This window comes from Streptomyces sp. NPDC001515 (assembly GCF_053597115.1).
Map to the genome: position 1 here is coordinate 1 of NZ_JBSFHN010000011.1, position 23,490 is coordinate 23,490.

At 73.4% G+C, this 23,490-nt stretch carries 17 protein-coding genes; 5 read left to right on the plus strand and 12 right to left on the minus strand.

What is annotated here, in order from left to right; translation table 11 throughout:
* Window positions 1-167: 167 nt before the first annotated feature.
* Both ACWCXC_RS13880 and ACWCXC_RS13885 read right to left on the minus strand, forming a co-directional pair.
* The gene (locus ACWCXC_RS13880; RefSeq protein ID WP_450888806.1) at window positions 168-431 is read right to left on the minus strand and encodes a DUF6284 family protein; all 264 of its coding nucleotides are present in this window, start codon (window positions 429-431) and stop codon (window positions 168-170) included.
* A gap of 1,128 nt (window positions 432-1,559) precedes the next feature.
* Complete coding sequence (locus ACWCXC_RS13885; protein WP_450888808.1) at window positions 1,560-2,276, minus strand: GntR family transcriptional regulator; 717 nt, start codon at window positions 2,274-2,276, stop codon at window positions 1,560-1,562.
* Window positions 2,277-2,333: 57 nt separating this feature from the next.
* Here ACWCXC_RS13885 and ACWCXC_RS13890 point away from each other — a divergent pair, with 57 nt between their 5' ends.
* The 4 genes from ACWCXC_RS13890 to ACWCXC_RS13905 all read left to right on the plus strand — a co-directional run bounded on the left by ACWCXC_RS13890 (window position 2,334) and on the right by ACWCXC_RS13905 (window position 6,204).
* Window positions 2,334-3,152 (plus strand): class I SAM-dependent methyltransferase, encoded by an 819-nt coding sequence (locus tag ACWCXC_RS13890; RefSeq protein ID WP_450888810.1) that lies wholly within the window; start codon window positions 2,334-2,336, stop codon window positions 3,150-3,152.
* A gap of 264 nt (window positions 3,153-3,416) precedes the next feature.
* Entirely contained in the window at window positions 3,417-5,081 is a 1,665-nt protein-coding gene (gene ettA / locus ACWCXC_RS13895) for an energy-dependent translational throttle protein EttA (RefSeq protein WP_450680536.1), read from the plus strand.
* Window positions 5,082-5,086: 5 nt separating this feature from the next.
* Window positions 5,087-5,509 carry an acyl-CoA thioesterase gene (locus ACWCXC_RS13900; protein ID WP_383651301.1) on the plus strand — a complete coding sequence of 141 codons (423 nt, stop codon included), beginning with the start codon at window positions 5,087-5,089 and terminating at the stop codon, window positions 5,507-5,509.
* Complete coding sequence (locus ACWCXC_RS13905) at window positions 5,506-6,204, plus strand: hypothetical protein (protein WP_450680535.1); 699 nt, start codon at window positions 5,506-5,508, stop codon at window positions 6,202-6,204. Before ACWCXC_RS13900 ends, ACWCXC_RS13905 begins: the two co-directional genes overlap by 4 nt.
* A gap of 25 nt (window positions 6,205-6,229) precedes the next feature.
* Here the strand turns inward: ACWCXC_RS13905 and ACWCXC_RS13910 are convergent, their stop codons facing one another.
* The 9 genes from ACWCXC_RS13910 to ACWCXC_RS13950 form a co-directional block, all read right to left on the minus strand.
* The gene (locus ACWCXC_RS13910) at window positions 6,230-7,279 is read right to left on the minus strand and encodes a DUF2804 domain-containing protein (protein WP_450888813.1); all 1,050 of its coding nucleotides are present in this window, start codon (window positions 7,277-7,279) and stop codon (window positions 6,230-6,232) included.
* A gap of 52 nt (window positions 7,280-7,331) precedes the next feature.
* The gene (locus tag ACWCXC_RS13915) at window positions 7,332-8,294 is read right to left on the minus strand and encodes an ABC transporter ATP-binding protein (RefSeq protein ID WP_450888815.1); all 963 of its coding nucleotides are present in this window, start codon (window positions 8,292-8,294) and stop codon (window positions 7,332-7,334) included.
* Window positions 8,291-11,104 carry an ABC transporter permease gene (locus ACWCXC_RS13920; RefSeq protein ID WP_450888817.1) on the minus strand — a complete coding sequence of 938 codons (2,814 nt, stop codon included), beginning with the start codon at window positions 11,102-11,104 and terminating at the stop codon, window positions 8,291-8,293. The genes ACWCXC_RS13915 and ACWCXC_RS13920 overlap by 4 nt, the downstream gene beginning before the upstream one ends.
* A gap of 1 nt (window position 11,105) precedes the next feature.
* A complete protein-coding gene (locus tag ACWCXC_RS13925; RefSeq protein ID WP_450888819.1) occupies window positions 11,106-14,426 on the minus strand; it encodes an ABC transporter permease in 3,321 nt (1,106 codons plus the stop codon).
* A 207-nt stretch (window positions 14,427-14,633) separates the two neighbouring features.
* On the minus strand, window positions 14,634-15,038 hold the full coding sequence (locus tag ACWCXC_RS13930; protein ID WP_383651281.1) for a globin: 405 nt from the start codon (window positions 15,036-15,038) through the stop codon (window positions 14,634-14,636).
* 112 nt (window positions 15,039-15,150) lie between these two features.
* Window positions 15,151-16,452, minus strand: coding sequence for an FHA domain-containing protein (locus ACWCXC_RS13935; protein ID WP_450888821.1), 1,302 nt, complete (start codon window positions 16,450-16,452; stop codon window positions 15,151-15,153).
* A gap of 106 nt (window positions 16,453-16,558) precedes the next feature.
* The gene (locus ACWCXC_RS13940; RefSeq protein WP_450684637.1) at window positions 16,559-17,887 is read right to left on the minus strand and encodes a vWA domain-containing protein; all 1,329 of its coding nucleotides are present in this window, start codon (window positions 17,885-17,887) and stop codon (window positions 16,559-16,561) included.
* 99 nt (window positions 17,888-17,986) lie between these two features.
* Window positions 17,987-19,228, minus strand: coding sequence for a PP2C family protein-serine/threonine phosphatase (locus tag ACWCXC_RS13945; protein ID WP_450888824.1), 1,242 nt, complete (start codon window positions 19,226-19,228; stop codon window positions 17,987-17,989).
* Window positions 19,225-21,609 carry a tetratricopeptide repeat protein gene (locus ACWCXC_RS13950; RefSeq protein WP_450888957.1) on the minus strand — a complete coding sequence of 795 codons (2,385 nt, stop codon included), beginning with the start codon at window positions 21,607-21,609 and terminating at the stop codon, window positions 19,225-19,227. The genes ACWCXC_RS13945 and ACWCXC_RS13950 overlap by 4 nt, the downstream gene beginning before the upstream one ends.
* On the opposite strand from ACWCXC_RS13950, the gene ACWCXC_RS13955 reads away from it, so the two are divergent.
* Complete coding sequence (locus tag ACWCXC_RS13955; protein ID WP_450888965.1) at window positions 21,536-21,943, plus strand: hypothetical protein; 408 nt, start codon at window positions 21,536-21,538, stop codon at window positions 21,941-21,943. The two genes, ACWCXC_RS13950 and ACWCXC_RS13955, sit on opposite strands and share 74 nt — an antisense overlap.
* 123 nt (window positions 21,944-22,066) lie before the next feature.
* On the opposite strand, the gene ACWCXC_RS13960 is transcribed toward ACWCXC_RS13955, so the two are convergent.
* Window positions 22,067-23,398, minus strand: coding sequence for a hypothetical protein (locus ACWCXC_RS13960; RefSeq protein WP_450888826.1), 1,332 nt, complete (start codon window positions 23,396-23,398; stop codon window positions 22,067-22,069).
* Window positions 23,399-23,490: the final 92 nt, after the last annotated feature.

Consider the following 23,490-nt stretch of genomic DNA (forward strand, 5'->3'; position numbering starts at 1 on the left):
CTTCCCGTACAGGAACCGGAAGAGGGCGAGCTGCAACTCCACCCAGTCCAGGCCGGTGGGCTCGGGGTAGCCGTGCCGAACGAGCACGTCCGCCAGGTCGATGGACAGCCCCCGGGTGAACCGGGCGTCGTCCTCGGGCGCGGGGTTGAGGGGGTAGGCGCGGGCGCTCACGCCGCACCGGCCGGCTGCACCGCGTCGGTGCGGTTGCTCAGGTCCCGGCGGGCGGCCATGACCCGGTTCCGGGCACGGCGGATACGCCGGACGTCCAGCTCGCTGGCCGGCCGGTCCAGGGTCATGATCTGCGCGTCCAGCAACTCGACCTCCGCCACGATGACGGGCATCTCGTGCTCGATCGCGTCCAGCTCCGTGTCCGTCGGCTCGAAGTCGAGCGACGCCGTAACGGCGCTCTGAAGCGCTCCGATGGTCTGCATGGGTCGTTTTCTCCTAGCGGTTGAACGGCCTGTAAGGGCACCCCCGGAGCGGCTACTCCGGGGGTGCTGGCCGTTTGGGTGGAGGCCACCTGGGCGGGTGGCAGTGCCCCGGGCCGGATTCGATCCGGCGGCATCACGCCGGGTCCGGGGCGGGCGTCTCTCAGCGGCCAGAACCGCCGGAGGAACGGCGGTTGACCTCGGCGAGCTTCTTCGACAGCGCGGCGCGCTCGTCTTCTGTCAGACTGATGAACACAGGTGCCTCCCATACAAGGGCCTGTTTCGCGGCACCCCGGTTGCCCCCGGGGTGCCGCTCGTGGTTCCGGACCATCCGGCTCCCCGCGACCCCGCCCGCACAGCCACACGGGCCGGACGGGCGGGGGAGGCAGCCGACCCCAGCTCAGGGGCTGCGGGCGGTCAGATGACGCGTTGGGCGTAGCCGTCCGTGCTGGTCAAGCCGGACGGCGCCTGCGGTCTTCGGAGATTCATCAGGGGCTCCGCTCTGTGTGGGTGGTCGGGGTCATGCCTTGCGAGGGGGACCTTGTCCCCGCTCTCCGACCACAGCTCAGGGGCTGCGGGCGGTCAGATGACGCGGTGGGCGCGGCCGGCGTGCCGGTCCAGCACGGACGGCGCCTGCGGTCTTCGTTGGAACATCAGCACTCCCTCGGTCGCGGGAGACGGGGTGAGGGCTCGGTTCTCGTTCGCGCGGCGCCGCTCGATCCGGGGAGATCCGAAGTCCCGGACGTCTGAGGGGGCGGCTTCAAGGTGTGCCGCGCGGTTCTTTGGAGTCGGTGGCGTGTCCCCCGTCTGGGGTGTCGGGCCCCGGTGTGACGGGGGCCCCTTCTCGGCCGACTGGTCTCCACTCGCCTCGGCCGGAACGGTCACGGTCGTCGTACTGCGGTGGATCACGCTATGGAGTTTTGGCGTGGCGGAGTCGGCCCCATCCGGGAGATTCCGGATCGGGCGACGGCCACACCAAGAGACTGGACCGGTGGACCGGTCCAGTCAAGTGGTGCGGTTCCGAGTTGCTGTTGCGTTGCAAGTAAAAGCGCTGGTGAGGCGGGGTGGGGAGGCATCAAAAAAAGCTGGACCGGTTCACCGGTCCAGCCCTTTCTGGTGCGCCTGTGATGCCTACATGGCGTAGGTGTCTACCTGCTCGAAGAGTGAGGATGGCGTCACGCCCTCCTCGCACACCAGCGGATTCCCCTGCTCGTCATACGCCGTGTGCAGAAGCACGGCCACGGGTGTGCCCTGGGGCACCCTCAAGCGGTCCGCCTCGATCTCGGACGCAAGGCGCACGGTGGTCACGTCCACGCCTTCGGTCGGGCCTCGGCCGGTCTGCCGACGGACGTAGCGCGTTGTGCCTTCGGCGATCGGGTTGGCGTCGGCGAGGCGTGGTGACGCCTCCGCGATCTCCGGGGGGAACCACGCCTCAACACAGCTATTCGGGGTTCCGTCAGGGAGTTGGAGGATGCGAACGCGCCGAAGTGCCTTAGCTCCCGGGGAGAGGCGGAGGGCGGTAGCGACGTGGACGGGGGGTTCCGCCCAGTCAGGCGTGCCGACGCGCAGGAACGGCATGCCGCCCAGGGTGCGTGCCGACCCTGCGCGGCGGGCGCCAGCGGGGCGTGCCACAGGCGTTTCCGTGACGACGAAGCCGGTTCCCTGCTTGGCCACGAGCAGACCATCATTCCGCAGTACGTCGACGGCCTTGATGGCGGTAGCCCGTGATACCTCCCACTGCTCGGCCAGTTCGCGGCCGGACGGGATCGTGTCCCCAGGGGCGATCTCGCCGGCAGCGATGCGGGCGCGCAGGGACTCTGCGATCTCTTCGTACTTCAAAACTGCCATGGTTTCTCCTATATCCCTGCGCTGGACTGGTCCACCGGTACACAGGATACTGCGACTATGTCGAATCTCGAATTGGCTCCTTCCGTGATGCAGTTCTATGGCGAGACGGTCAACGAGGACGGCCGCCTGCGCAGTTCGGCAGACGGCCGGATGGAACTGCTCAGAACCCAAGAACTCCTCCGACGCTTCCTGCCTCCCGCGCCAGCACGTGTGCTCGATGTGGGCGGGGGGACGGGGATTCATGCCGAGTGGCTGGTGAAGGACGGCTATGACGTCACCCTGGTGGACCCGGTACCTCGCCACGTTGAGGCCGCGTCGGCAGTGTGCTCAGCAACCGTTGAGGACGCGCGGGCCTTGTCTGAGCCGGACGCCACCTTTGACGTTGTGCAGCTCCTCGGGCCGCTGTACCACCTGCCCGACCCTGCTGACCGGCGACAGGCACTCGCAGAGGCCTGCCGGGTCGTCAAGCCGGGCGGATTGATCGCCGCTGCGGCGATCAACCGCTACGCGTCGCTATTCGAGCACGTGGCGTACGCCCACTTGCACACCGACCGAATCCATGCGTCTGTCTCCAAGATTCTGGAGACGGCCGTCTATGACGGCGCTAGGGGATTCACCCTGTCGTACTTCCATCGAGCCGAAGAGCTTGTGGCGGAACTGGCCGCCGCCGGCCTCCAGGATGTTCAGGTCTTCGGCATTGAGGGGCCAGCGTGGTCTCTTGTGAAAGCGGCTGAGCAGCAGCCAGGCGACGGACCGACGGATGACCTGATCAACTCCGCCATGGCGGCGGCGCGGATGGCAGAGCCATACCCGGAACTGCTCGCCGCCAGCTCCCACCTACTCGCCGTCGGCAGGGCGCCTGACAGCAGTCAGTGACGGCACTATCTGCTCCCATGTGTCCCGTGGGCCGTACCTACCGACGGTCCTGACCTGCGGATGGGGCCGTGGTGCTGGGCCGGTCATGGGCCGGTAAACGACGACCAAAGACGGCCAAGGACGACGAACGACGACAGGTAGTGAGAAGGCCCCGGGCGCTCCGCCGCAGGTCACGGGCCCCTGAGGTACCCATTTCCGTCCGGGGATGGACGTCAGGCAAGATGGGGTGTATCTGCCCACACATCGATAGCCGGACGGTTTCTCTTGGCTGAGTACATCTACACCATGCGCAAGACGCGCAAGGCGCACGGCGACAAGGTGATCCTCGATGACGTCACCCTGAACTTCCTGCCCGGCGCGAAGATCGGTGTCGTGGGTCCCAACGGCGCCGGTAAGTCCACGGTGCTGAAGATCATGGCGGGGCTGGAGCAGCCGTCCAACGGTGACGCGTTCCTGTCGCCCGGGTTCACCGTCGGCATCCTCATGCAGGAGCCGGAGCTCGACGAGTCGAAGACCGTTCTGGAGAACGTCCAGGACGGGGCCGCCGAGATCATGGGCAAGCTCAAGCGGTTCAACGAGGTCGCCGAGCTGATGGCGACCGACTACTCGGACGCGCTGATGGAGGAGATGGGCAAGCTCCAGGAGGACCTGGACCACGCCAACGCGTGGGACCTGGACGCCCAGCTGGAGCAGGCCATGGACGCCCTGGGCTGCCCGCCCGGCGACTGGCCGGTCGTGAACCTGTCCGGTGGCGAGAAGCGCCGCGTCGCGCTCTGCAAGCTCCTCATCGAGGCGCCCGACCTGCTGCTGCTCGACGAGCCCACCAACCACCTCGACGCCGAGTCGGTCAACTGGCTGGAGCAGCACCTCTCCAAGTACGCCGGCGCCGTCGTCGCGGTCACCCACGACCGCTACTTCCTGAACAACGTCGCCGAGTGGATCCTCGAACTCGACCGCGGCCGCGCGCACCCGTACGAGGGCAACTACTCCACCTACCTCGACAAGAAGGCCGCCCGCCTCAAGGTCGAGGGCCGCAAGGACGAGAAGCGCGCCAAGCGGCTCAAGGAAGAGCTGGAGTGGGTGCGGTCCAACGCCAAGGGCCGCCAGACCAAGTCCAAGGCCCGTCTCGCCCGGTACGAGGAGATGGCGGCCGAAGCCGACAAGATGCGGAAGCTGGACTTCGAGGAGATCCAGATCCCGCCGGGGCCGCGCCTCGGTTCCATCGTCGTCGAGGTCGAGCACCTCTCGAAGGCGTTCGGCGACAAGGTCCTCATCGACGACCTGTCGTTCACGCTGCCGCGCAACGGCATCGTCGGCGTCATCGGTCCGAACGGCGCGGGCAAGACCACGCTGTTCAAGATGATCCAGGGCCTGGAGACCCCCGACTCCGGATCGATCAAGATCGGTGAGACGGTCAAGATCTCCTACGTCGACCAGTCCCGCGCCAACATCGACCCGAAGAAGACCCTCTGGGCCGTCGTCTCGGACGAGCTGGACTACATCAACGTCGGCCAGGTCGAGATGCCGTCCCGCGCCTACGTCTCCGCGTTCGGCTTCAAGGGCCCGGACCAGCAGAAGCCGGCCGGGGTGCTCTCCGGTGGTGAGCGCAACCGCCTCAACCTGGCGCTGACGCTCAAGGAGGGCGGCAACCTGCTGCTCCTCGACGAGCCCACCAACGACCTGGACGTCGAGACCCTCTCCTCGCTGGAGAACGCCCTGCTCGAATTCCCGGGCGCGGCCGTGGTCATCTCCCACGACCGCTGGTTCCTGGACCGCGTCGCCACGCACATCCTGGCGTACGAGGGCGACTCCAAGTGGTACTGGTTCGAGGGCAACTTCGAGTCGTACGAGAAGAACAAGGTCGAGCGCCTCGGTGCGGACGCGGCCCGTCCGCACCGCGCCACGTACAAGAAGCTCACGCGAGGCTGATCGTCTTGGCTCGTCATCTCTACAGCTGCCCGCTGCGCTGGTCGGACATGGATGCCTTCGGCCACGTCAACAACGTGGTCTTCCTCCGCTATCTGGAGGAGGCGCGCATCGACTTCATGTTCCGGCTGGCGCCGGGGGACGGATCGCCGTCCTTCGCGGGAGGCTCCGTCGTGGCCCGGCACGAGATCGACTACGTGCGCCCGCTGGTCCACCGGCACGCGCCGGTGACCGTCGAGTCCTGGGTCACGAAGATCGGCGCCGCCTCGCTGACGATCGCGTACGAGATCAAGGACCCCGAGCAGGTCTACGTCCGCGCGTCGACGATCGTCGTCCCGTACGACCTGGCCGCGGAGCGGCCCCGGCGGATCACCGCCGAGGAGAGGCTCTTCCTCCAGGAGTACCTGGCCGAGGAGCCCGCGGCGGCATGACCGCACCCGTGCAGTCCCTGCTGTTCGCCGACCCGAGGGAGGCCGCGGATCTCGCGGCCTTCCTCGGCCGGCTGCTTCACTACGACCGGGGCGCGGCCGTGCGGCTCCAGGCGTCCGGCGGCGCGCTGGCCGTCTTCGGCCGGCCGCCGTCGTTCGAGGTGCTCGCGGTCCGCGCGGTACGGCTGGCCGGCACCCACGACCTCGATGTCACGGTCTCGGCCGGCGAACTGCTCGAATCGCTGGACACCGAGGGCCCTTCCGCCGGTACGGGCGGGCTGCCCGCCCCGGTGACCGGGCCGCCCTGGACCGGGGTGCTGCCCCCGCGCGGCGGCTGGCGCGAGGCGCCGCCCGGCGCCCTGCCCGGCCCCGTCGACCTCCGGGCCGCGCTGACCGCCGCCGTGACCGAGTTCCGCCGCCGCGACGAGGCCCTGCCCGAGCAACGGCGTACGCGCGCGGAGCGGGACCTCATCGGACGCGACATCTGGTCGCGCACCGTCGGGGACACGGAACTCCCGCTGCGCGCCGTCCACGCCGCCCAGGCGCTCGGCTTCCTGCGCGCCGCCCCGGACTTCCCCGTCGCCCTGCTCACCGCCGGTGCCTGGCTGCGGCTGCGCACCCCGTTCGGCGCGATCGCCGTCCGCCGCGCCGGCGCGGCCGGCGGGCTCGGGGGCCTCGCCGTCTCGGTCGGCGGCTGACGGCTGTCCGGACACGCCCTGAGCGCTACCAGCGCATATGGACGTCCTCCGCCCAGCCCAGCAGGCCCTCCACCGGGATCTCCGCGCCCTCGTCGGTGCGGATGTGCCCGTTGTAGTGGCCGAAGCACTGGTCGGTGCGGTTGGCGATCAGGCCCGCGTCGGTGCGGGTGCTGCGGTTGTGGAACGGGGTGAACGTCAGGTCGACCTGGTCGGACGAGGGCGTACGGACGGTCCAGGGGGCGAGCGGGTCGGTGGGCGACCAGCGCCACTCCAGCTCCTCGCCGATCTTGGTGAGCCGGCCGTCCACGCACAGGCCGTTCTCCGTGGAGCCGGTGCCCCGGGTCCAGCGCCCGCCGAACTGGAGGCCCACCGTCCGGCCCCCGGTGCGGCCGGAGGCGGCGCCCCAGTTCCAGTCGACGGTGCGGGGCCAGCGGCCCCGGCCGTGGTCCAGGACCGCCCAGGTGTCGTCCCCGTCGAAGTCCAGGAAGGCGTCACCGACGCGGACCCGGCCCGAGGCGGGGAGCGCGGTCTGCTTGGAGGTGTACTGGAAGCGCCGGTCGTTCCACGGCACCACGACGGAGAGCGACTCGTGCCCCGGCGGGCGGGCGACCAGGAGGTCCACCTCCAGCGGCACCCGTTCCGGAGTGAGACAGCGGGCCCTGAGACGGGTGCCGCCGGGCTCGTCGCGGATCTCGATCCTGACCTTGCCGGCGGACGGCCGCTCCGGGCCCACCACCACCGGCGGGACGCCCGGCGCACCCGCGACCGCGTCGGGGAGGCGCACGCCGAAGCCGCCGGGGACGATCGCGGAGCGTTCCGTCTCCAGCCCGCCCGGCGCGTACTCCAGCAGATAGACGGTGTTCAGGGCGAGGAAGTCGAGGTCGCTGACCGTCAGCGCCACCAGATGCGTGGGCGTCGTCACGCACCAGTACTCCCACCGCTTGGTACGGCCCCAGCCGGGCAGCCGGGTCCGGTGCAGCGGAAGCCGGGACCAGCCGACGGCGTCCGGGTTCAGCCGCCCGTCGGGCAGACAGAGGTCGACCGGCTCGGTGATCTCGCGTTCGGACGTCGTCATGCGCGGATCCTATAGCCGGCCCGGACCGGGGCCGGAGGCGGTCCGGAAGCGGTCACCCCTGCTTGGGGCCGTCCGGCCACACGCCGATGTGGTCCTGCTCCAGCTCCAGCATGACCCGGTGCTCCATGCCCAGCGCCTCCGTGTAGTCCGCGGGCAGTTGGAGCCGGCCGGCCCGGTCGAGCATCGCGTACTCGCGCGCCACCTGGGACTCCTGGCCCGTCGCCGCGTCCACCTCGGTGCGGCGCAGCACCTCGAACGAGGTGCGGCCGTCGCGGATGGCGACCGTGCGGCGGACCTCGTTGGCGACCGCCTGGTCGTGGGTGACGATCACGATCGTCGTGCCCAGCTCCTCGTTGGCCCGGCGGAACGCGGCGAAGACCTGCTCGCCGGTGGCCGAGTCCAGCTCACCGGTCGGTTCGTCCGCGAGGAGGACCGAGGGGGAGTTGGCCAGCGAGACGGCGATCGCCACCCGCTGCTGCTGGCCGCCGGACATCTGCTGCGGGCGCTTGTCCCGGCAGTCCTCGACCTCCAGCATCTTCAGCAGCGACTCGGCGCGGACCGTGCGCTCGCGGGTGCGGCCCCGCCCGCGCAACTGCATCGGCAGGGTGACGTTCTGGATCGCCGTCAGATACGGCAGGAGGTTGCGGGCGGTCTGCTGCCAGACGAAGCCGACGATGTCCCGGCGGTAGCGCAGCCGTTCCTTCTGTCCCATGGACAGCAGGTCGCAGCCCGCGACCTTCGCCGCCCCGGCGGTGGGCTCGTCGAGACCGGCCAGGATGTTCATCAGGGTCGACTTGCCGCTGCCGGACGCGCCGACCAGCGCCAGCAGTTCGCCCTCGGCGACCAGCAGGTCCAGACCCTGGAGGGCCTGCACCTCCACGCCGTCCGTGGTGAAGATGCGCACCAGCCGGTCGCAGGCGATCAGCGCGTCGTGCCCGTAGGAGGGCCGGTCGCGACGGGCCGTCGCCCGCTCTTCGAGCTCGGCGAGCGTGGAATCGGTCGACGGAGTCGTCATCGGGAGTCTCCTGCCCTGAGTTCGGTGATCGATCCGCGCCGCCCGGCCCACCAGGCCTGCACGCCCGCCACCGCCCCGGTCAGGACGATGACGCCGAGCGCCGGGAGGACCAGCGACCACGGATCGGTACGCAGCGGTGCGGTGTCGAGCAGGCCCGCGCCGGGGCCGGACGAGAGTGCCAGGCGCACGAGGTCGACGCCCGGGGCCAGCAGGGCGATGGTCGCCCAGCCGACGAGGAGCCCGCCGCCGGCCGCCAGCAGCGCCTGCGGCAGGGCCTCGAAGCCCAGCAGCCGGCCGCCCTGGCGGGAGGTCAGCCCCATGGTCCGCAGTCGGGCGAGCAGCGTGGTGCGCTCCGGTGCGGTCTGGAGCAGCGAGAGCAGGACGGCGAGCAGGGCGTACCCGGCACCGGCGACGATCGCCGCCAGGTAGATCCGCTCCGCGCCGGACTGCATCGGGGTGTCGACGTAGGTGGCGCGCTCCTCGGCGCGCAGCTGTACGGCGAAGTCCTGGCCCGAGGAACGGGCCGCCGTGCGCAGCGCCTTCGCGTCCAGGGCGGATCCGGTCACCAGCAGCGTCGTGGTCTTGCGGTGGGTGAGCGAGGCCGCGTCCACGACGATGAAGGAGCTGCCGTCGACGGCGGGCGTGCGGGTCACCGTGCCGGCGACCTCCACCCTGAAGTCCCCGGCCAGCGACTGGAGATCGCGGGGCTTCCCGCCGAGGCGTTCGGCGACGGACGGCGAGACCAGGGCCCGCACGATCCGGTCCTTGGGCGGCAGCGTCCCCTCGGGCACCGCCGGGCCCTTCGCCTTCAGCCGGCCGGCCGAGAAGGCGCCGAGCCCGGTGGAGCGGGCCAGCTCGGCGTACGTCCGGGGGTCGACGCCGATCAGGGTGGTGCCCTTGGCGTCCTCGACGCCGTTCTCGGCGGGGGGCAGCGCCACCCCGTACTCCACCTGGATCCGGGCGACGCCCCGTACCCCCTCGGTCTTCTCCACCGCGCGGATCAGCCCGTCCGACAGCGGTACGGAGTCGGCCTCGCCGCTGACCCGGGCGTCGGCGCCGGTGGCCCGGACCGCGGCGAAGTCGCGGGCGTCCGCGACCCCCGCCAGGACCGAACCGCCGAAGGCCGCCGTGGTCAGCGCGACCAGCAGGGCGAGCAGCGGCAGGGTGCCGGTGGCCGAGGTGCGTCCGGCGCGGGCCAGCGCCAGGAAGCCGACCGCGCCGCGCAGCCGGGACACCGACCGCAGGGCCAGCCGCAGTGGCAGCGGGTACAGCCGGACCAGCACCACGGCGGCGATGAGCGCGACCAGCACCGGCGCCGCGCTGACCAGCAGATCGGTGCCGCCCTCGGCGTCGGTGCCACGGCGGCGCAGGGCGGCGACGGCCCCGACGGCCAGGACCAGCAGGGTCAGTTCGGCGACGGTGCGCCGCCGGGACGGGCGGGCGGTCGCCAGGTCGTCCCGTTCGACATGGGTCTGCGGGGTGCGGTGTCGCAAGGTCGTGCGCAGCGGGAGCGCGGTGCAGACCAGGACGACGACGACCCCCGCCCCGATCGCCGCCGGCCACAGCCGGGCCTCGCCGACGGTCACCACGGCGAGCAGCAGCGCGAGCGCCCCGGCGGGCACGGCGGTGACGGCGGTCTCGGCGAGGAGCCGTCCGCCGATGCCCTTCAGGGAGCCGCCCCGGGCCCGCAGCAGCGCGAGTTCGTTATGGCGGCGGCTCGCCAGCAGCCCGCCCGTCATCAGCAGCACCACGACGGCGACCGCGCCGATGCCGACGGCGGCGACGGTGACGACCGGCTCGATCGCGGACCGCATCCCGTCGTACGCGGTGAGGACCTCGTCCAGGTCGGTCGCCAGGGTCGCTGTGGCACCGGCCACGTCCCGCATGGCCAGCAGCCCGGGGCCGCCCTCCAGCGACGCCACCGCGGTCCGCAGCCTCGGCACGTCCAGCGCGGTCAGCCGGGAACCGTCCGGCGCGATCCGCCAGTACACCTCCGGCTGCCCGGTGGTCGAGAGCAGGGCGGGTCCGGCGTCCGGCGGGAGCAGCAGCGCGGCGATCCAGTAGTAGCGCGGCGTCTCCTTGGTGGGCTTGGCCACCAGCGAGGGCGTCCGCAGCAGCGGCTCGGCCGACCAGTAGGAACCCTCGGGGTTCTTGGGGGCGACGATGCCGGTGATCCGTACGGTCAGGGTGCCGTCGCCCCGGGTCGGGACGGCGATCGTCGCGCCGGCCCTGATCCGCAGCGCCTTCGCGGTCGCCTCGGTGACGGCGGCCTCGACCTCCCGGCTCTCCAGCGTCACCCGGCCGTGCACGGCCGGCCAGGCGCCGGCGCGCAGGGTGGCGTGGTCGGGGAGGCCGGACTGGGTGACGTACGTCAGCTCCGGGTCCAGGCCGTACGGGCGCGGGAACCACGGCTCGCCCGCCCCGATCGGCTCCGAGGTGCGCATCCCGTACGCCGACTCGGCGGTGTCGGCGCGCACCGGATCGGGCAGCCGCTTCAGGATCTCGCCGTGGACGGCGGCCAGCGTGTCCTGGCGCACCGCGGCCTCGCGGGACTCCGGACGCAGCTCCAGTCCGGGCTGGGGCGCGCTCAGCTCCAGCACGCTGCGCGCCGGGGTGACGGCGCCCAGGTCGTGGCGGAGCCCCTTGGTCTCGTAGGCGTCGACGGAACGCGGGAAGGCGGCGGCGAGGAACGCGGTCACCAGCACCAGCAGGGCGAAGGCGCAGGCGGCTCCGGGAGCCGTGCGCAGCCGGGTGCGGACCCAGGGGGCGCAGGCGGTCGCGGCGCGGGGGAGTCTCGGTCGGGCGCTCATGTCAGTTGTCCCCCTGGGTGCGCAGCGATATCGCGGGGTCGGGGCGGCGCAGTGCCAGGGCCGCGACGATCAGCAGCGGTGCGACGGCGACCCCGGCCAGCAGCGCGGCGACCTGCCCGGCCGGCAGCTGCACCAGGACCGGCGGCACCGGCTGGGCCGCCTGCCCGGTCAGGACGATGAGCGGCACGACCGCCCGGGTGAGCAGGGCCCCGAGCAACGCCCCGACCAGCAGCCCGATCGCGATGAGCACGCCCTGTTCGGCGGCGGTCATCCGGGCCAGCTGGCGACGCGGCGTGCCCAGTGCCCGCAGGACGGCGAACTCGGCGGACCGCTCCCGCTGCGAGCCGACCGCGGCCACCGCGAAGCCGACCGCGGCCAGGGCGGCGGCGATCACCGCGACCGCGAGGAGCGCGGACTGCGGCCCGGCCCCCAGCGGGTCGCCGACCAGGTCGTCGGCGATCTCGTCGCGCACCAGGACCTGGGCGGGGTCGGTGTCGGGCTGCTTGCGCAGCGCGGCGGCGACCTCGGCCGTCCGGCCGGGTTCGGTGCTCAGCCACCACTCGGTGGCGGTCAGCCGGGCGGTCGGGCGGGAGGCGAAGACCTGGCCGAGGGAGCGCAGGTCCAGCAGGAGCGCCCCGCCGTCCCGGGCCCGCTGGGACTCGGCCGAGGCGGCGGAGGAGCCCGAGCCGGGGCCGGTGGTGGGCAGCCGGTCCACGGTGCGGGTGAGCGTCACCCGGACCGTCTCACCGGCCACGGTCACATCGATCTGCTGGCCGGGCTCGGCCCCCGTCGCCTTCAGATAGGCGGTCGTGGCCACGGCGTTGAGGGCCGGGGCCTTGGGGCGGGCGGCCGTGAGCCGCACACCGAGCACCGGCGTCGCGTACTCCGCCTCCTCGGCGCTGACCGATCCGGTGGAGTAGGCGACGGCGAGCGGGGTGGCGGCGGAGGCGGCCGGGGCGATCGCGGCCCCCGGCTTCACGTCGCCGAAGGAGTCCGCGGTCACCGCGCCCTGCCACCGGAAGCCGTCGGGGACCGGGACGGGGTGCTCGGTGCCGTCGGCCGCCGTGGTGCGCAGGGCGCTCACGGTCAGTCGGTGCGACTCCGCGCGGCCCACCGGCTGCTTGTCGCTCAGCTCGATCCCGGTGACGGCGAATCCGCCGGCCGAGGCCACGGCGAGGGAGACCGGGTGCGCCTTCCCGTCCACCGGGACGGACCCGACCGCGATGCGGTAAGGCAGCCCGTAGCGGTCCTCCAGGGCGACCGAGAGGACGGGCGTCATGCCGGACGGCGAGACCTTCCCGGGGGCGTCGTCGGCGGATATCCGTACGTCGAAGAGGAGGCGGGTGCTGCCCTTCGGCAGGAGCAGTCCGGTGCGGGCGGCCTTCGGCGGGGTGAGCGTGTCGAAGAGCCCGGACACCGGTCCGTCGGCCAGGTCGCCGCGCATCATCAGGTGTTCGTCGGCGTGCGCGGTGTCCAGGGCGAGGACCTCGGCGATGCGCTCGCCGGACAGGTCCACCGTGGTGCGGAAGGCGGGCGCCGCGTCCCGGACGCCGGGCAGCGAGCCGTACCCTGCGGCCTTCGCCGGGTCCCCGTTCGCCGCCCCGGTCAGCCGGACCGAGGCGCCGGCCCGGAAGTCGGCCTGGTCGCTCTGCGAACGGTTCCACGAGGCGCTCTGCCCGATCGCCAGCATGCCCATGGCCACCGCGAGCACCAGCAGCAGCACCGGGCCGGCGCCGCGCAGCGGACGGCGGCTGAACTGCCAGCCGGCCAGCGCCGTGGCCAGGCCCCGGCCGCCCGCGGCGCGGCGCTCGGCGAGCTTCGCGGCCGGCGGCAGCAGCCGCAGCGTCAGCACGGTCCCGGCGAGCAGGGCCAGGGCGGGCGCCGCCACCAGCAGCGGATCGATGCCGAGGTCGCCCTCGCGGTCACCGCTCAGCGCGCCGCCGCCCGAGCCCTTGGTCTGCCGGTCCAGTTGCCAGTAGGCCACGGCCGCGATCAGCAGCAGGGCCACGTCCGCACCGGCCCGCACCGGTCCGGGCAGCGCGGCGGCGCGGGTGGAGCGGCGGGATCCGGCGCTGGCCGCGAGGGCCGGGGCGACGACGGCCAGCGCGCAGGCGAGCGCGGTGACGGCGGCGACCAGCCACACCTGGCCGGTGACCGAGGAGTCCAGCCGCAGCCCGATCCGGGAGAGGTCGCTGCGGTCCGCGAGGAGCCGGGTCAGCGGTCCGGAGAGCAGCGGGGCGACGACGGCGGCCGGCAGCGCGAGCATCAGGGCCTCGATCGCCGCCAGCGAGGTGATCCGGGCCCGCGATCCGCCGCGCGCTCGCAGGAGTTCGGTCTCGCCGCCCCGCTCGCTGCTGAGCAGCCGGGCCACCAGCAGCAGCGCGTATCCGGCGAGCAGCACCAGCTGCACCGCCACGATCGTCAGCGTCGAACGGGAGACCAGCAGCGAGCGGTCGATCTGTTCCAGGACGGTGGGCAGCGAGGTCTGCGCGGTGGCGCCGTCGCGGAACTCGGGTGAGGCCAGCAGAGCCTTGGGCCCGGCCGTCGCCGCGTCGTGCAGCGCGTCCATCCGGCCGGTGGTCACGGCCCGGAAGTCGGCGGCGGCCAGCCAGGACGTCTCGCCGGTGCTGAGCCGGCCGGAGGCGAGCACGGCGGGGTCGGTGAGCAGCGGGCCGTAGGTCGTGAAGACGACCTTGCGCACCCCGCGCCCGCCGAGGTCGTCCAGCTGCCAGTACGGGTCGGACTGGTCGGCGGCCTTGTAGAGGCCGGTGACCAGGATCTCGGCGGGCGGGCCGCTCAGCCGGTCGGTGAGCTTCAGCCGGGCGCCGGGCTTCAGCCCGAGCGCGTCGGCGGCGGTGACGGGCAGCGCCACCTCGACGGGGCCCTTCGCCTTCCCGGCACCGGCCGAGGGCAGCCGGCCCGCGGTGAGCCGGATCCGGCTGCGGTCCAGGGCCGCGAAGTGCGTGAGGTCGGGATCGCCCCGGCGGGCGGCGGGGTCCTGGAGGCTGCGCGGCAGCGCGTAAGGACCGGTGGACTCCAGGGTCCGTACGGTGACCGGGAGTCCGTCGAAGGTGGTGCGGGCGGCGCGGCGCGCGGTCGCGTCGGCGGCGTCCCGTTCGGCGGGCTCCACCGGCGCGGCGACGACCAGGGTGGCGGAGGCGGCGGAGCGGTGGGTGAGCGTGTGGCGCAGCGCGGCGTCACCGATGGAGCCGGAGAAGGCGGTGAGCGCCGCCAGCACCGAGGTGGTGAGCAGGACGGCCAGGACGGCTGCGGCCAGCAGAAGCCGGTGGGCCCTCACCCGCAGAAAGACGAACCCCGTCACCTGGCCCCCTTGTCACCACGTGCCACGCACGCACTCACCCGCCCCCCGGCGTGTCGTACGGATGCTGTCAGACGGCCACTCGTGTGGGAAACCGCTTACGGGCGGACCTGGGGACACCTTGATGGGATTGTGATCGATATCCGGCTGCGGAGTACCGCATTCCGCACACGCGTGACCGGTCCGCACCCTGAGTGAGGGATTCCGGTCTCAGCCCTCGGTGTTCACCATCGAGGCGGCCGCATAGGTCAGGTAGTCCCACAGCTGGCGCTCGTGCTCCGGGGCGAGCCCCAGCTCGTCCAGCGCGACCCGCATATGGCCCAGCCAGGCGTCGTGCGCGGCCCGGTCCACCCGGAACGGCGCGTGCCGCATCCGCAGCCGGGGATGGCCCCGCCGCTCGCTGTAGGTGCGCGGCCCGCCCCAGTACTGCATGAGGAACAGTGCGAACCGCTCCTCGGCCGGCCCCAGGTCCTCCTCCGGATACATCGGCCGCAGCAACGGGTCCCCGGCCACCCCCTGGTAGAAGCGGTGGACCAGGCGGCGGAACGTCTCCTCGCCGCCGACCTGCTCGTAGAAGGTCAGCTCCTGCAGCGTGTCGCGCGGATTCTCAGTCACCCGTCCATGGTCGCAGACGCCGCCGCCGGACACGGGGGCCCGGGGAGGATCCCCCGCACAGCACGGCGGCCGGTACGGGAGCCCCGTACCGGCCGTCCACGCGTGCCCGCCGTCAGTCCCGGCGGATCCTGATCGTCGTCCACGCCCCGACGTGCACCTGGTCGCCGTCCTGGAGAGGAACGGGGACATAGGGCTGGATCGGGTCCTCGGCACCGTTCAGCGTGGTGCCGTTGGTGGAGTTCTGGTCCACCACGGCCCAGCTGCCGTCCGGCTGCTGCACCAGCACCGCGTGCTGGTGCGAGACGCCCGGGTCCTCCGGGGGCACCGACAGGTCGATGTCCGGGGACTCGCCCGTGCTGTGCCGGCGGCGGCCGATGGTGACCTGGGTGCCGGTGAGCGGCAACTGCTGCTCGGGGGAGTACGCCGGCAGGTTCAGCCCGGTCGCCTCCGGACCGCTGCGCTGCATCATCGCCAGGAAGTACTCACGGTCCGGCGCGATGACCGCCGTCCAGTTCATGGACTGGGGGGCCGGCGGCTGGACCGGTCCCTGGCCCCCGCCCTGGTGCGGCCCCGGGCCCTGGTGCGGGCCGGGTCCCTGGCCGGGGAACGGCGGCTGCTGCGGGCCCTGCGCCTGCGAGGGCGGCGAGAGCAGCCAGTCGTCACCGCCGGCCTGCGGGGCCTGCGGCCGCGGTGGGGCCGGCGGGCCCGGCTGCTCGAAGACCGGCGGAGCCGTCTGCTGCTGGAACGCGGGCGCCCCGCCCTGCTGCTGGAACGGCGGCGGGGGCGAGCCCTGCGGCGAGTTCTGCTGCTGGGCGTGCTGCTGCCCCTGCGGGAATCCGGGCGGCGCACCCTGCGGACCGCCCTGCGGCCCCTGCTGCTGGAACGGCGGCGGAGGCGGCGGCCCCTGGTGGCCCTGCGGCGGGAACGGGGACGGACCCGGACCCGGCGGACCGGGGCGGTCGGGGCCCGAGGAGAGCGGCTCGGCCGGCCGGTTCATCTGCGAGGGCCGCGAGCTCTGGTAGTCGAAGGGGTCGCGCTGCTGCGGCGGACCCGGAGGCTGCTGGGCCTGGAACCCCGGCGGGAGGTTGAGCCCGGGGACCGGGCCGGCTCCCGGAGCGCCCGGCTGCGGCGCCAGCGGGGTGTACGACGTGGCCGTGTTCGTCAGGAAGTTCCAGCGGCACTCCTCGCAGAACGGGGCCATCGCCTCGCGCGGGGTGCGGCACTGGGGGCAGAGTTCGGCCTGCTGGGTCGCGTCCGGCCCCTGGGGCTGCGGGTATCCGTAGCCGGGCGCGGGCGGCGGGGGAGGCGGCGGGGGCACGGCGCCAGCGGGCGCGCCCGGCCCGGCCATGCGGTGGCCGCAGACCTCGCACCAGTCCTCGGAACCCGACTGATGTCCGTTCGGGCAGGTCGGCATGTCGGCGCTTCCCTCCTTCCTCGTCCGGCCGCGGGGGCCGTCATTTTCTTCGTGCGCAGCCGCCCGGACCTCGTCGGCCGGGCGGCTCATCGGTGCCGGTACGGGGTTACTTCTTGACGCGAACGGTCTTGGTGGAGCGCGTTTCGAGGGTCATCTCGTCCGCTTCCGCGACCTTCGCCTTCAGTCGCACAGTACCCGTCGCCGCGTCGACGACGTCTACCACCTTCGAAAGCAGTTTCGCAGTGTCCTCGTTCCCGGACGCCGATGCCAACTGCACCGCGCGGCCGAGCTTGGCCGTCGCGCCGTCGAAGTCTCCCGACTTGCGGGCATCCAGCCCCTGCTGGATCACTTGTGCCAGTTCCGCCTGACCCGTGTAGTGCGCCACCTGCGGATTGATGGAGGTCGAGGCCGCCATGTCGTCCGTCCACACCGCGCGCACCAGCCCCTGCGAGAGCGTCTGCGGCGCCCCGCCCGCAGGGTCGGGGAGGATGAGCGAGACCCGGGCCGCCAGCATCTCCTGCCCGATGCCGGCCTCCGGGACCCGTACGCACACGTGGTAGTCGCGGGACTCGTCACCCCAGGAACCCGTGGGATAGTCGCCCGCCCGGGGCCCGGCCTCGGTGCGGCGGTCGGTCAGTTCGGCGACCGTCGGCGCGACCTGCTTGACGAACTTGATCTCCACGCCGACCGGGGTCCAGAGCCGCAGCGCCACGTCCGCGACCTCCTTGCCCATCGCGTTCTCCATCATCCGCGTGAAGTCCGCGGCCAGCCCGGCCGGATCGGCCACGATGTCGGCGGTGCCGAGCAGCGCGGAGGCGACCCCTGTGACCTCTTTCACTTCCCAGTCGGTTCCCACGCCGCGCGCGTCACACGTGAACCGGCCGGCGCAGGAGTCGAGCGCCGCCTTCAGGTCCTCCGGCGCCTCGTGCTCGTTGCGGCCGTCGGTCAGCAGGATCCCGTGCCGGATCTCCACGTCGGCGGCGCCCAGCAGCCGGTCGGCCAGCCGCAGCCAGGTCCCGATCGCCGTGCCGCCGCCCGCGCTGAGCCGGCGCAGCGCCTCCTTGGCCTGGGCCCGGGTCGTGGCGTCGGCGACCGCGAGGCGGCCGTTGCCCGGGTAGACCTCCTTGGCCACGTGCGTCCCGCCGACCACGGCGAAGGAGGTGCCGTCGCGCAGGGTGTCGATCGCGGCGGCCGTGGCGTCCCGGGCGTTGCGCATCTTCGTCGGCGGGTAGTCCATCGACCCCGAGCAGTCGACCATGATCACCACCGCCGCCCCGGCCGCGCCGCCCGTCAGCGGGACACCGCCCGTGGTGCCGCCCCCGGTGGAGGTGACGGTGATGATGCCGTTGACCTCGCGGCCGCCCTCGGGCAGGTACTCGTTCTGGTACACCTCGACGGAGAACTGCGGCACGTTCGACTTGGAGAAGTTGGCCATCTGATCGGCTCCTTGAGGCTCCACTCGTCAGGTGGAGGCCGTTTTACGGATGAAAGGCGTCATGGGCGTCATGGGCGCGGGGGACGGTCGGAACGGGACTCACCCTCTGCCGTAGGCGGATCCTGCCCCCTGCGCCGGTACGGCGAACGGCACCAGGGCCACTGTTACGTTGTCGTGGCCCCCGCCGTCGAGCGCGTGGCCCACCAGCACCCGGGCGCCGTGCAGCGGCCGTTCGTACGCCTCGGCGGGCACGGCGGCGGCCATCTCGGCGGCCGACTCCGCGTAGTTCCACAGACCGTCCGTGCAGACCACGACCACACCCGGCCGGTCCGGTTTGAACGAGGCGGTGTGCGGCTCCAGTTCGTACGCGTCGGCGCCGAGCCAGCCCGTGATGGCGTGGGCGCGTTCGTCGGCGTACGCCTCCGCCTCGTTCATCAGCCCGGCCGCGACCATCTGCGCGGCCCAGGAGTCGTCCTCGGTGAGCCGGGCCGGCGGGCCGGTGCGGTCGGTGGGCACCCAGTACACCCGGCTGTCGCCGACCCAGCCCACGACCAGCAGCCCGTTGGCCATGACCGCGCCGACCAGGGTGCACGCCGGAGCGTTCTGGTGGCGGTGCGGCTCGGGCTCCCCCGCCCCGGAGGCGTCCCGGGCCAGCACGTTGACCGCCTCGGCGGCGGCGACGATCGCCTCGTGCATCGCCGCTTGCGGATGCGTGCCGCGCGGCAGCGCCTCCAGCAGCGACTCGTTGGCGGCGGACGCGGCGGCGGCCGACGCCTCGTCGGGGCGGCTCGCCGAGGAGACCCCGTCGCAGACGATCGCGACGACGGCCGGGGTGCCGTCCGGCAGCGCGGTGGTCGACACCGCGAAGGAGTCCTCGTTGCGGTGGTGGCGCAGCCCCCGGTCGCTGACGGCCGCGACCGAGCCGAGCTCCAGCTCCATGTGGTCGCGCTCGCGCGGCTGGGCGTGGCCGCAGTTCTCGCAGTAGCCGTCGTCGTCGACCCGGCCGGCCCGGCAGGCCACGCAGACCTTGCCGCCGGCCACCGGGGCGGGCGACGGGTCGGTCCGGGGATCGGCCGCCGGCGCGACCGGTGCGGCGGGCACCGGCGGTGCGGCCGGCGCGGCCAGCTCGAAGTCGCCCGAGTCCGCCGCCCGTTCGGGCGCGGCCGGCGCGGCCGGGCCCGGGGTGGTGATGGCGACGGTCGGGCGGTCCGGCGGCGGCTCGGGGACGGCCGAGAGGTCGTACCCGCAGGCACCGCAGAACAGGTCGCCCGGTTCCAGCGGCTCCGCGCAGCCGGGGCACAGCGGCAGGGCGGACGCCTGGTGGTTCTGCTCCATGTTCACACCCACGTTCGGGGGCGGAAACGGTTGGCCCGCTCCACCAGTTCGATCCTCTCGTCGCCCGGCTCCGCAAGCCGGGCGAGCATCCGGTACGAACGCTCCAGCCCGAAACGCAGGCCGCGCTCGTCCACCTCACTGCCGAGCAGCGTCCTCGGCCCCTGCGCCCCGGCGTACGGAGCGGACTGCGGGTCCGGGGCACGGGCCGCGGGACTACCGGAGAGTACCCAGTCCAGGGCGGTGCCCAGCACCTCGGCCGACAGCCGCTCCCGGCGCACCGCGTCGAGCCCCATCCCGGCAAGCCCCGACACCTGGTCCGAGGCCGCCGTCAGATCCGCCATCAGCGGCTCGTCCGGCGCCCGCTCCCGCAGCCTCGCCCGCACCGCGGCGACCCGGGCCGCCGTGTAGTGGATCGAGGCCTCCGGCACCGACTCCAGCGTCCGCACCGCGCCCGGCCGGTCCCCGGCGGCCAGCTGCACCCGGGCCAGGCCGAACGCCGCGCTGACGAAGCTCGGATCGGTCATCCACACCAGCCGGTAGTACTCGGCGGCGTTGTCCAGCTGGCCCAGCACCTCCGCGCAGATCCCCAGCGCCAGCTTGGGCGCCGGCTCCCCGGGGAACGCGTCGTACACCGCGTCGAAGGACAGCGCCGCGTTCTCCCGGTCGCCGGTCACCAGCGAGGTGAGGCCCCGGTACCAGACCACGCGCCAGTCGTCCGGGTGTTTCGTCTCCAGCGCGGTCAGCGTCTCCACCGCCGTGCCGACGTCGCCCATCTCCAGGCAGGCCCGCAGCTCGCGCAGCCGGGTCTCCAGGGAGGCCGCGGGCACCGCCCGCAGTGCGGAGATCAGTTCGGCGGGGGCCGAGGCCATCACCCCGGCCAGGAAACCCGCGTTGGGGTCCGCCGCGTCGACCCGGGGCACCGGCAGCGCCAGCGAGGTCGCGCGCACGTCCAGCCCGGCCAGCCGGGGGACCGTTCCGGCGGCCACCGGGACGGAGGCAGCGACCGCCGCCCGGGGCGCCGGGATGACCGGCTGCGGCGGTACGGGGGGCGGGGCGCCGCCGTGGCCCGGGGCGCCGCCGCGCACATGCGTGGCCGTGGAGGGCAGCGGTCCGGCCCCCGGAGCGAAACCGGGCGGCGGGGCGGACGGCAGCGAGGCCGGGGCCGGGACCGACGGCGCGGTCGCGGGCGCGGCCGGCGCCGCCACGGGCGCGGACCGGCCGCGCCGCCCGAACAGACCGCCGCCGGACTCCGGGGCCCTGGCCCCCAGCCGCGACACCTCCCCGGACTGTTCCGCGAACAGCTCCGTGTCGGTCACCCGCAGCTCCGTGCCGAACAGCGTCGACAGCGCCGGGCGCGGCCGCCCCGTCTGGAGCGACACCACCTCGCGCAGCACCCCGGTCAACTGCTCCGCCATCTCGGCCGCCGAGGCGAACCGGCGGGCCGGGTCCGGGTCCGTGGCCCGCACCAGCAGCCGGTAGAAGGACTCGTAGGTGCGGAACACCTCGATGTTGTCCGGGTCCGGCAGCGAGTCCACGAACACGTTCGTGTAGCCCTGGAAGTCGAAGGTGAGGACCGCCAGCGTCCGCGCGACCGTGTACAGGTCGGAGGCGACGGACGGGCCGACCTCGGCCACCTCGGGGGCCTGGTAGCCCACCGTGCCGTAGATGGCCGACTCCTCGTCGTCCATCCGGCGCACCGCGCCCATGTCGATCAGCTTCAGCTGGTCCTCGGTCTGGATCGCGTTGTCGACCTTGAAGTCGCAGTACAGCAGGTTCCGGCTGTGCAGATGGCCCAGGGCCTCCAGCGCCTCGATGCCGAACGCGCACGCCTGCTCCACCGGGAGCGGGTCCCGCTTGCCGGCCGGGGTGCGGCGCTCGTTGGCGATCTCCTTGAGCGATTTGCCGCCCACGTACTCCATGACGATGTACCCGTCGAGCGAACCCGTCCGCTGGTCCAGGTGCTCGACGAAGTTGTAGATCCGGACGATGTTGGAGTGCTCGATCTCCGCGAGGAAGCGGCGCTCGGAGATGGCCGCCGCCATCGCGTCCTGGTCACCCGTGTCCAGCAGGCCCTTGAGGACCACCCACCGGTCCGAGACCGCCTTGTCCACCGCCAGGTACACCCAGCCGAGCCCGCCGTGCGCCAGACAGCCGGCGACCTCGTACTGCCCGTGCACCACATCGCCCTCGTGGAGCTTGGGCACGAAGGAGTACGGGTGGCCGCACTTGGTGCAGAAGCCCTCCGTGCGCCCCGGCCGCTCGCCCCGGGCCCGGCCCACCGGCGCCCCGCAGTCCGACCGCGAGCAGAACCGCTTGCGCTCGGGCACCTCCGGGTTCTCCATCACGGCGGTCCGCGGATCGGGGCGCGGCACGTCCGGGACGAGCACCAGACCGGCGCCCAGCCGGTTGCGGCCCGAGGCGTTCGTCGACTTCGCCGAGGAGCGCACCGAGACCGAACGCGAGGTGCTGCGCCCCGACAGGGCGCGCGACAGCCGCCCCGACACCGAGCGGCGCGAGGTCGAGGAGCGGGAGGTCGAGGAGCGCGAGGAGTGCGCCGACCGCGACGACGCCTGCGAACCACTGCGCGCCGAGGAGCTGTTGCTGCCCCGGACGCCGCCCGCGACGCCCGTGGGCGGCGAGGCGATCATCCCGCTCGGCGAGACGACCGGCGCCAGCCCGCAGGTGTCGCAGTACAGCTCACCGCCGCCCATGTCCTCGTAGCTGCCCTCGCACGCGGGACGCTGGCACTGCGTACTCATCGTCATTCCCCCTGTCCGCCCCGGTGCCGAACCGGCCGCGATGCTCCGTTCCTACCCGCCCCGCGCGCCCCTCGCGCCCGGCCCCTCACGCGGGCCCCCGGCGGTCCTCGGGCCCCGAGGCCCCCCGACCGGCCATCAGATCCAGCGCCGCGTCCTGGTAGCGCTGCACCGCCCCGGCCGCGACCCGCAGATCGCACGGCGCGCTCCACAGCATCCGGCGCGCCGCGTCGTACCGCTCGATCAGCACCGGATCCTCCGCCAGTCCGTGCCGGGCCACCTTCGCCTTGTACGCGTCGAGCCGGCCGCGCAGCTCCGCCCGTACGGCCAAGGGCGCGGTCACCGCCGTCAACTGCTCGCGGGCCCGCTCCAACTCCTCCTCCGCCTGCCGCTCCAGCGCGTCCAGCAGCGGCGACAGCCGGTGCCACTGGGCGTGCCTGCGGTACTCGGACGCGGCGGCCAGCCGCTCCTGGAGGGCGGTCGGCGGCCCGTTGACCACCGGGACCTCGGACGCGGCGATCTTCGCGAGCACCTCGCCGCGCGCCGCCCTCGCCTCCGCCAAAGTGCGGTCGGCGCGGGAGAGCACGTCCCGGAGCTGGACCAGCCGCTGCTCGGCGTCCTGCCGGACCGCGAGCACCGCCTCGACCTCCCGGCGCACCTCGTCCAGCGCGCGGGCCGCCCAGTCGTAGCGCGCGGTGTCGGGCCGGCCGCCACCGGGCGCCGAACTGCCGGGCCCCGGCAGCCAGAAGGCCAGCGGATCGGAGACCACCTGCCTGCGCAGCGCCGCCAGCTCCTCGGTGATGGCCTCCAGATCGTCGCCCGCCGGGTGCTCCCCGGGCCGCACGCCCACCGAATGCGCCAGCGAGTGGGTGCGGCGCAGTTCGGCGGCGAGGAGGTCTATCCGGGCGGGCATCGCCGACCACACCGCGTCCGAGGCGACGACCATGTCGAGCGAGCGCGCGTACAGCTCGTTCATCCGGCCGACCAGCTCCTCCAGCGAGAAGCGCTCGGAGAGCCGGGCCGGACCGGCGGCGGGATCCGGGGCGCCCGCGGCGTGCGCCACGGTCACGCCCTGGTCGCGCAGGATCTCGGTGAGCGCCAGCAGGTCCTCGCGGTTGGGCTGGCGCCGCCGTGCCCGTATCGTGCGCGCCCGGTCCAGCGCGCCGGTGTACGCGTCGAAGTACGCCCAGAGCAGCGTGATCGCCCGCTCGGTGCCGGCCCACCGCTCGCGGGTGACGCCGGTCAGCTCGGCACCCTCAAGGAGCCGGCGGCCGGCGTGGTCCTGGAGCGCGAGGAGCGAGGTCTCGATCGCCTCGTGCTCCGCGCCGAGCCGGGCCAGCGCGCGGTCGGCCTCGTCCCGGTCCATGACCGGACCGGGAGGCCGGGCCGCGTAACTGGGGAAGGGGCCCGCGACGCCCATCGATCACCTCTCCGCATCTTCCCGCCGGGCGGGGCCCGGCAGGATCCGTACTGCCCATCCGCGGTCCGGGTACCCGCGTTCCTACAGTCTGG

What these genes read in the sequence shown, in the direction of transcription:
- ACWCXC_RS13920 (WP_450888817.1), bottom strand. Translation starts at nt 11,104, where the DNA reads ATGAGCGCCCGACCGAGACTCCCCCGCGCCGCGACCGCCTGCGCCCCC.
- ACWCXC_RS13915 (WP_450888815.1), bottom strand. Translation starts at nt 8,294, where the DNA reads ATGACGACTCCGTCGACCGATTCCACGCTCGCCGAGCTCGAAGAGCGG.
- ACWCXC_RS13905 (WP_450680535.1), top strand. Translation starts at nt 5,506, where the DNA reads ATGACCGCACCCGTGCAGTCCCTGCTGTTCGCCGACCCGAGGGAGGCC.
- ACWCXC_RS13890 (WP_450888810.1), top strand. Translation starts at nt 2,334, where the DNA reads ATGTCGAATCTCGAATTGGCTCCTTCCGTGATGCAGTTCTATGGCGAG.
- ACWCXC_RS13910 (WP_450888813.1), bottom strand. Translation starts at nt 7,279, where the DNA reads ATGACGACGTCCGAACGCGAGATCACCGAGCCGGTCGACCTCTGTCTG.
- ACWCXC_RS13935 (WP_450888821.1), bottom strand. Translation starts at nt 16,452, where the DNA reads ATGCCGACCTGCCCGAACGGACATCAGTCGGGTTCCGAGGACTGGTGC.
- ACWCXC_RS13960 (WP_450888826.1), bottom strand. Translation starts at nt 23,398, where the DNA reads ATGGGCGTCGCGGGCCCCTTCCCCAGTTACGCGGCCCGGCCTCCCGGT.
- ACWCXC_RS13940 (WP_450684637.1), bottom strand. Translation starts at nt 17,887, where the DNA reads ATGGCCAACTTCTCCAAGTCGAACGTGCCGCAGTTCTCCGTCGAGGTG.
- ACWCXC_RS13885 (WP_450888808.1), bottom strand. Translation starts at nt 2,276, where the DNA reads ATGGCAGTTTTGAAGTACGAAGAGATCGCAGAGTCCCTGCGCGCCCGC.
- ACWCXC_RS13880 (WP_450888806.1), bottom strand. Translation starts at nt 431, where the DNA reads ATGCAGACCATCGGAGCGCTTCAGAGCGCCGTTACGGCGTCGCTCGAC.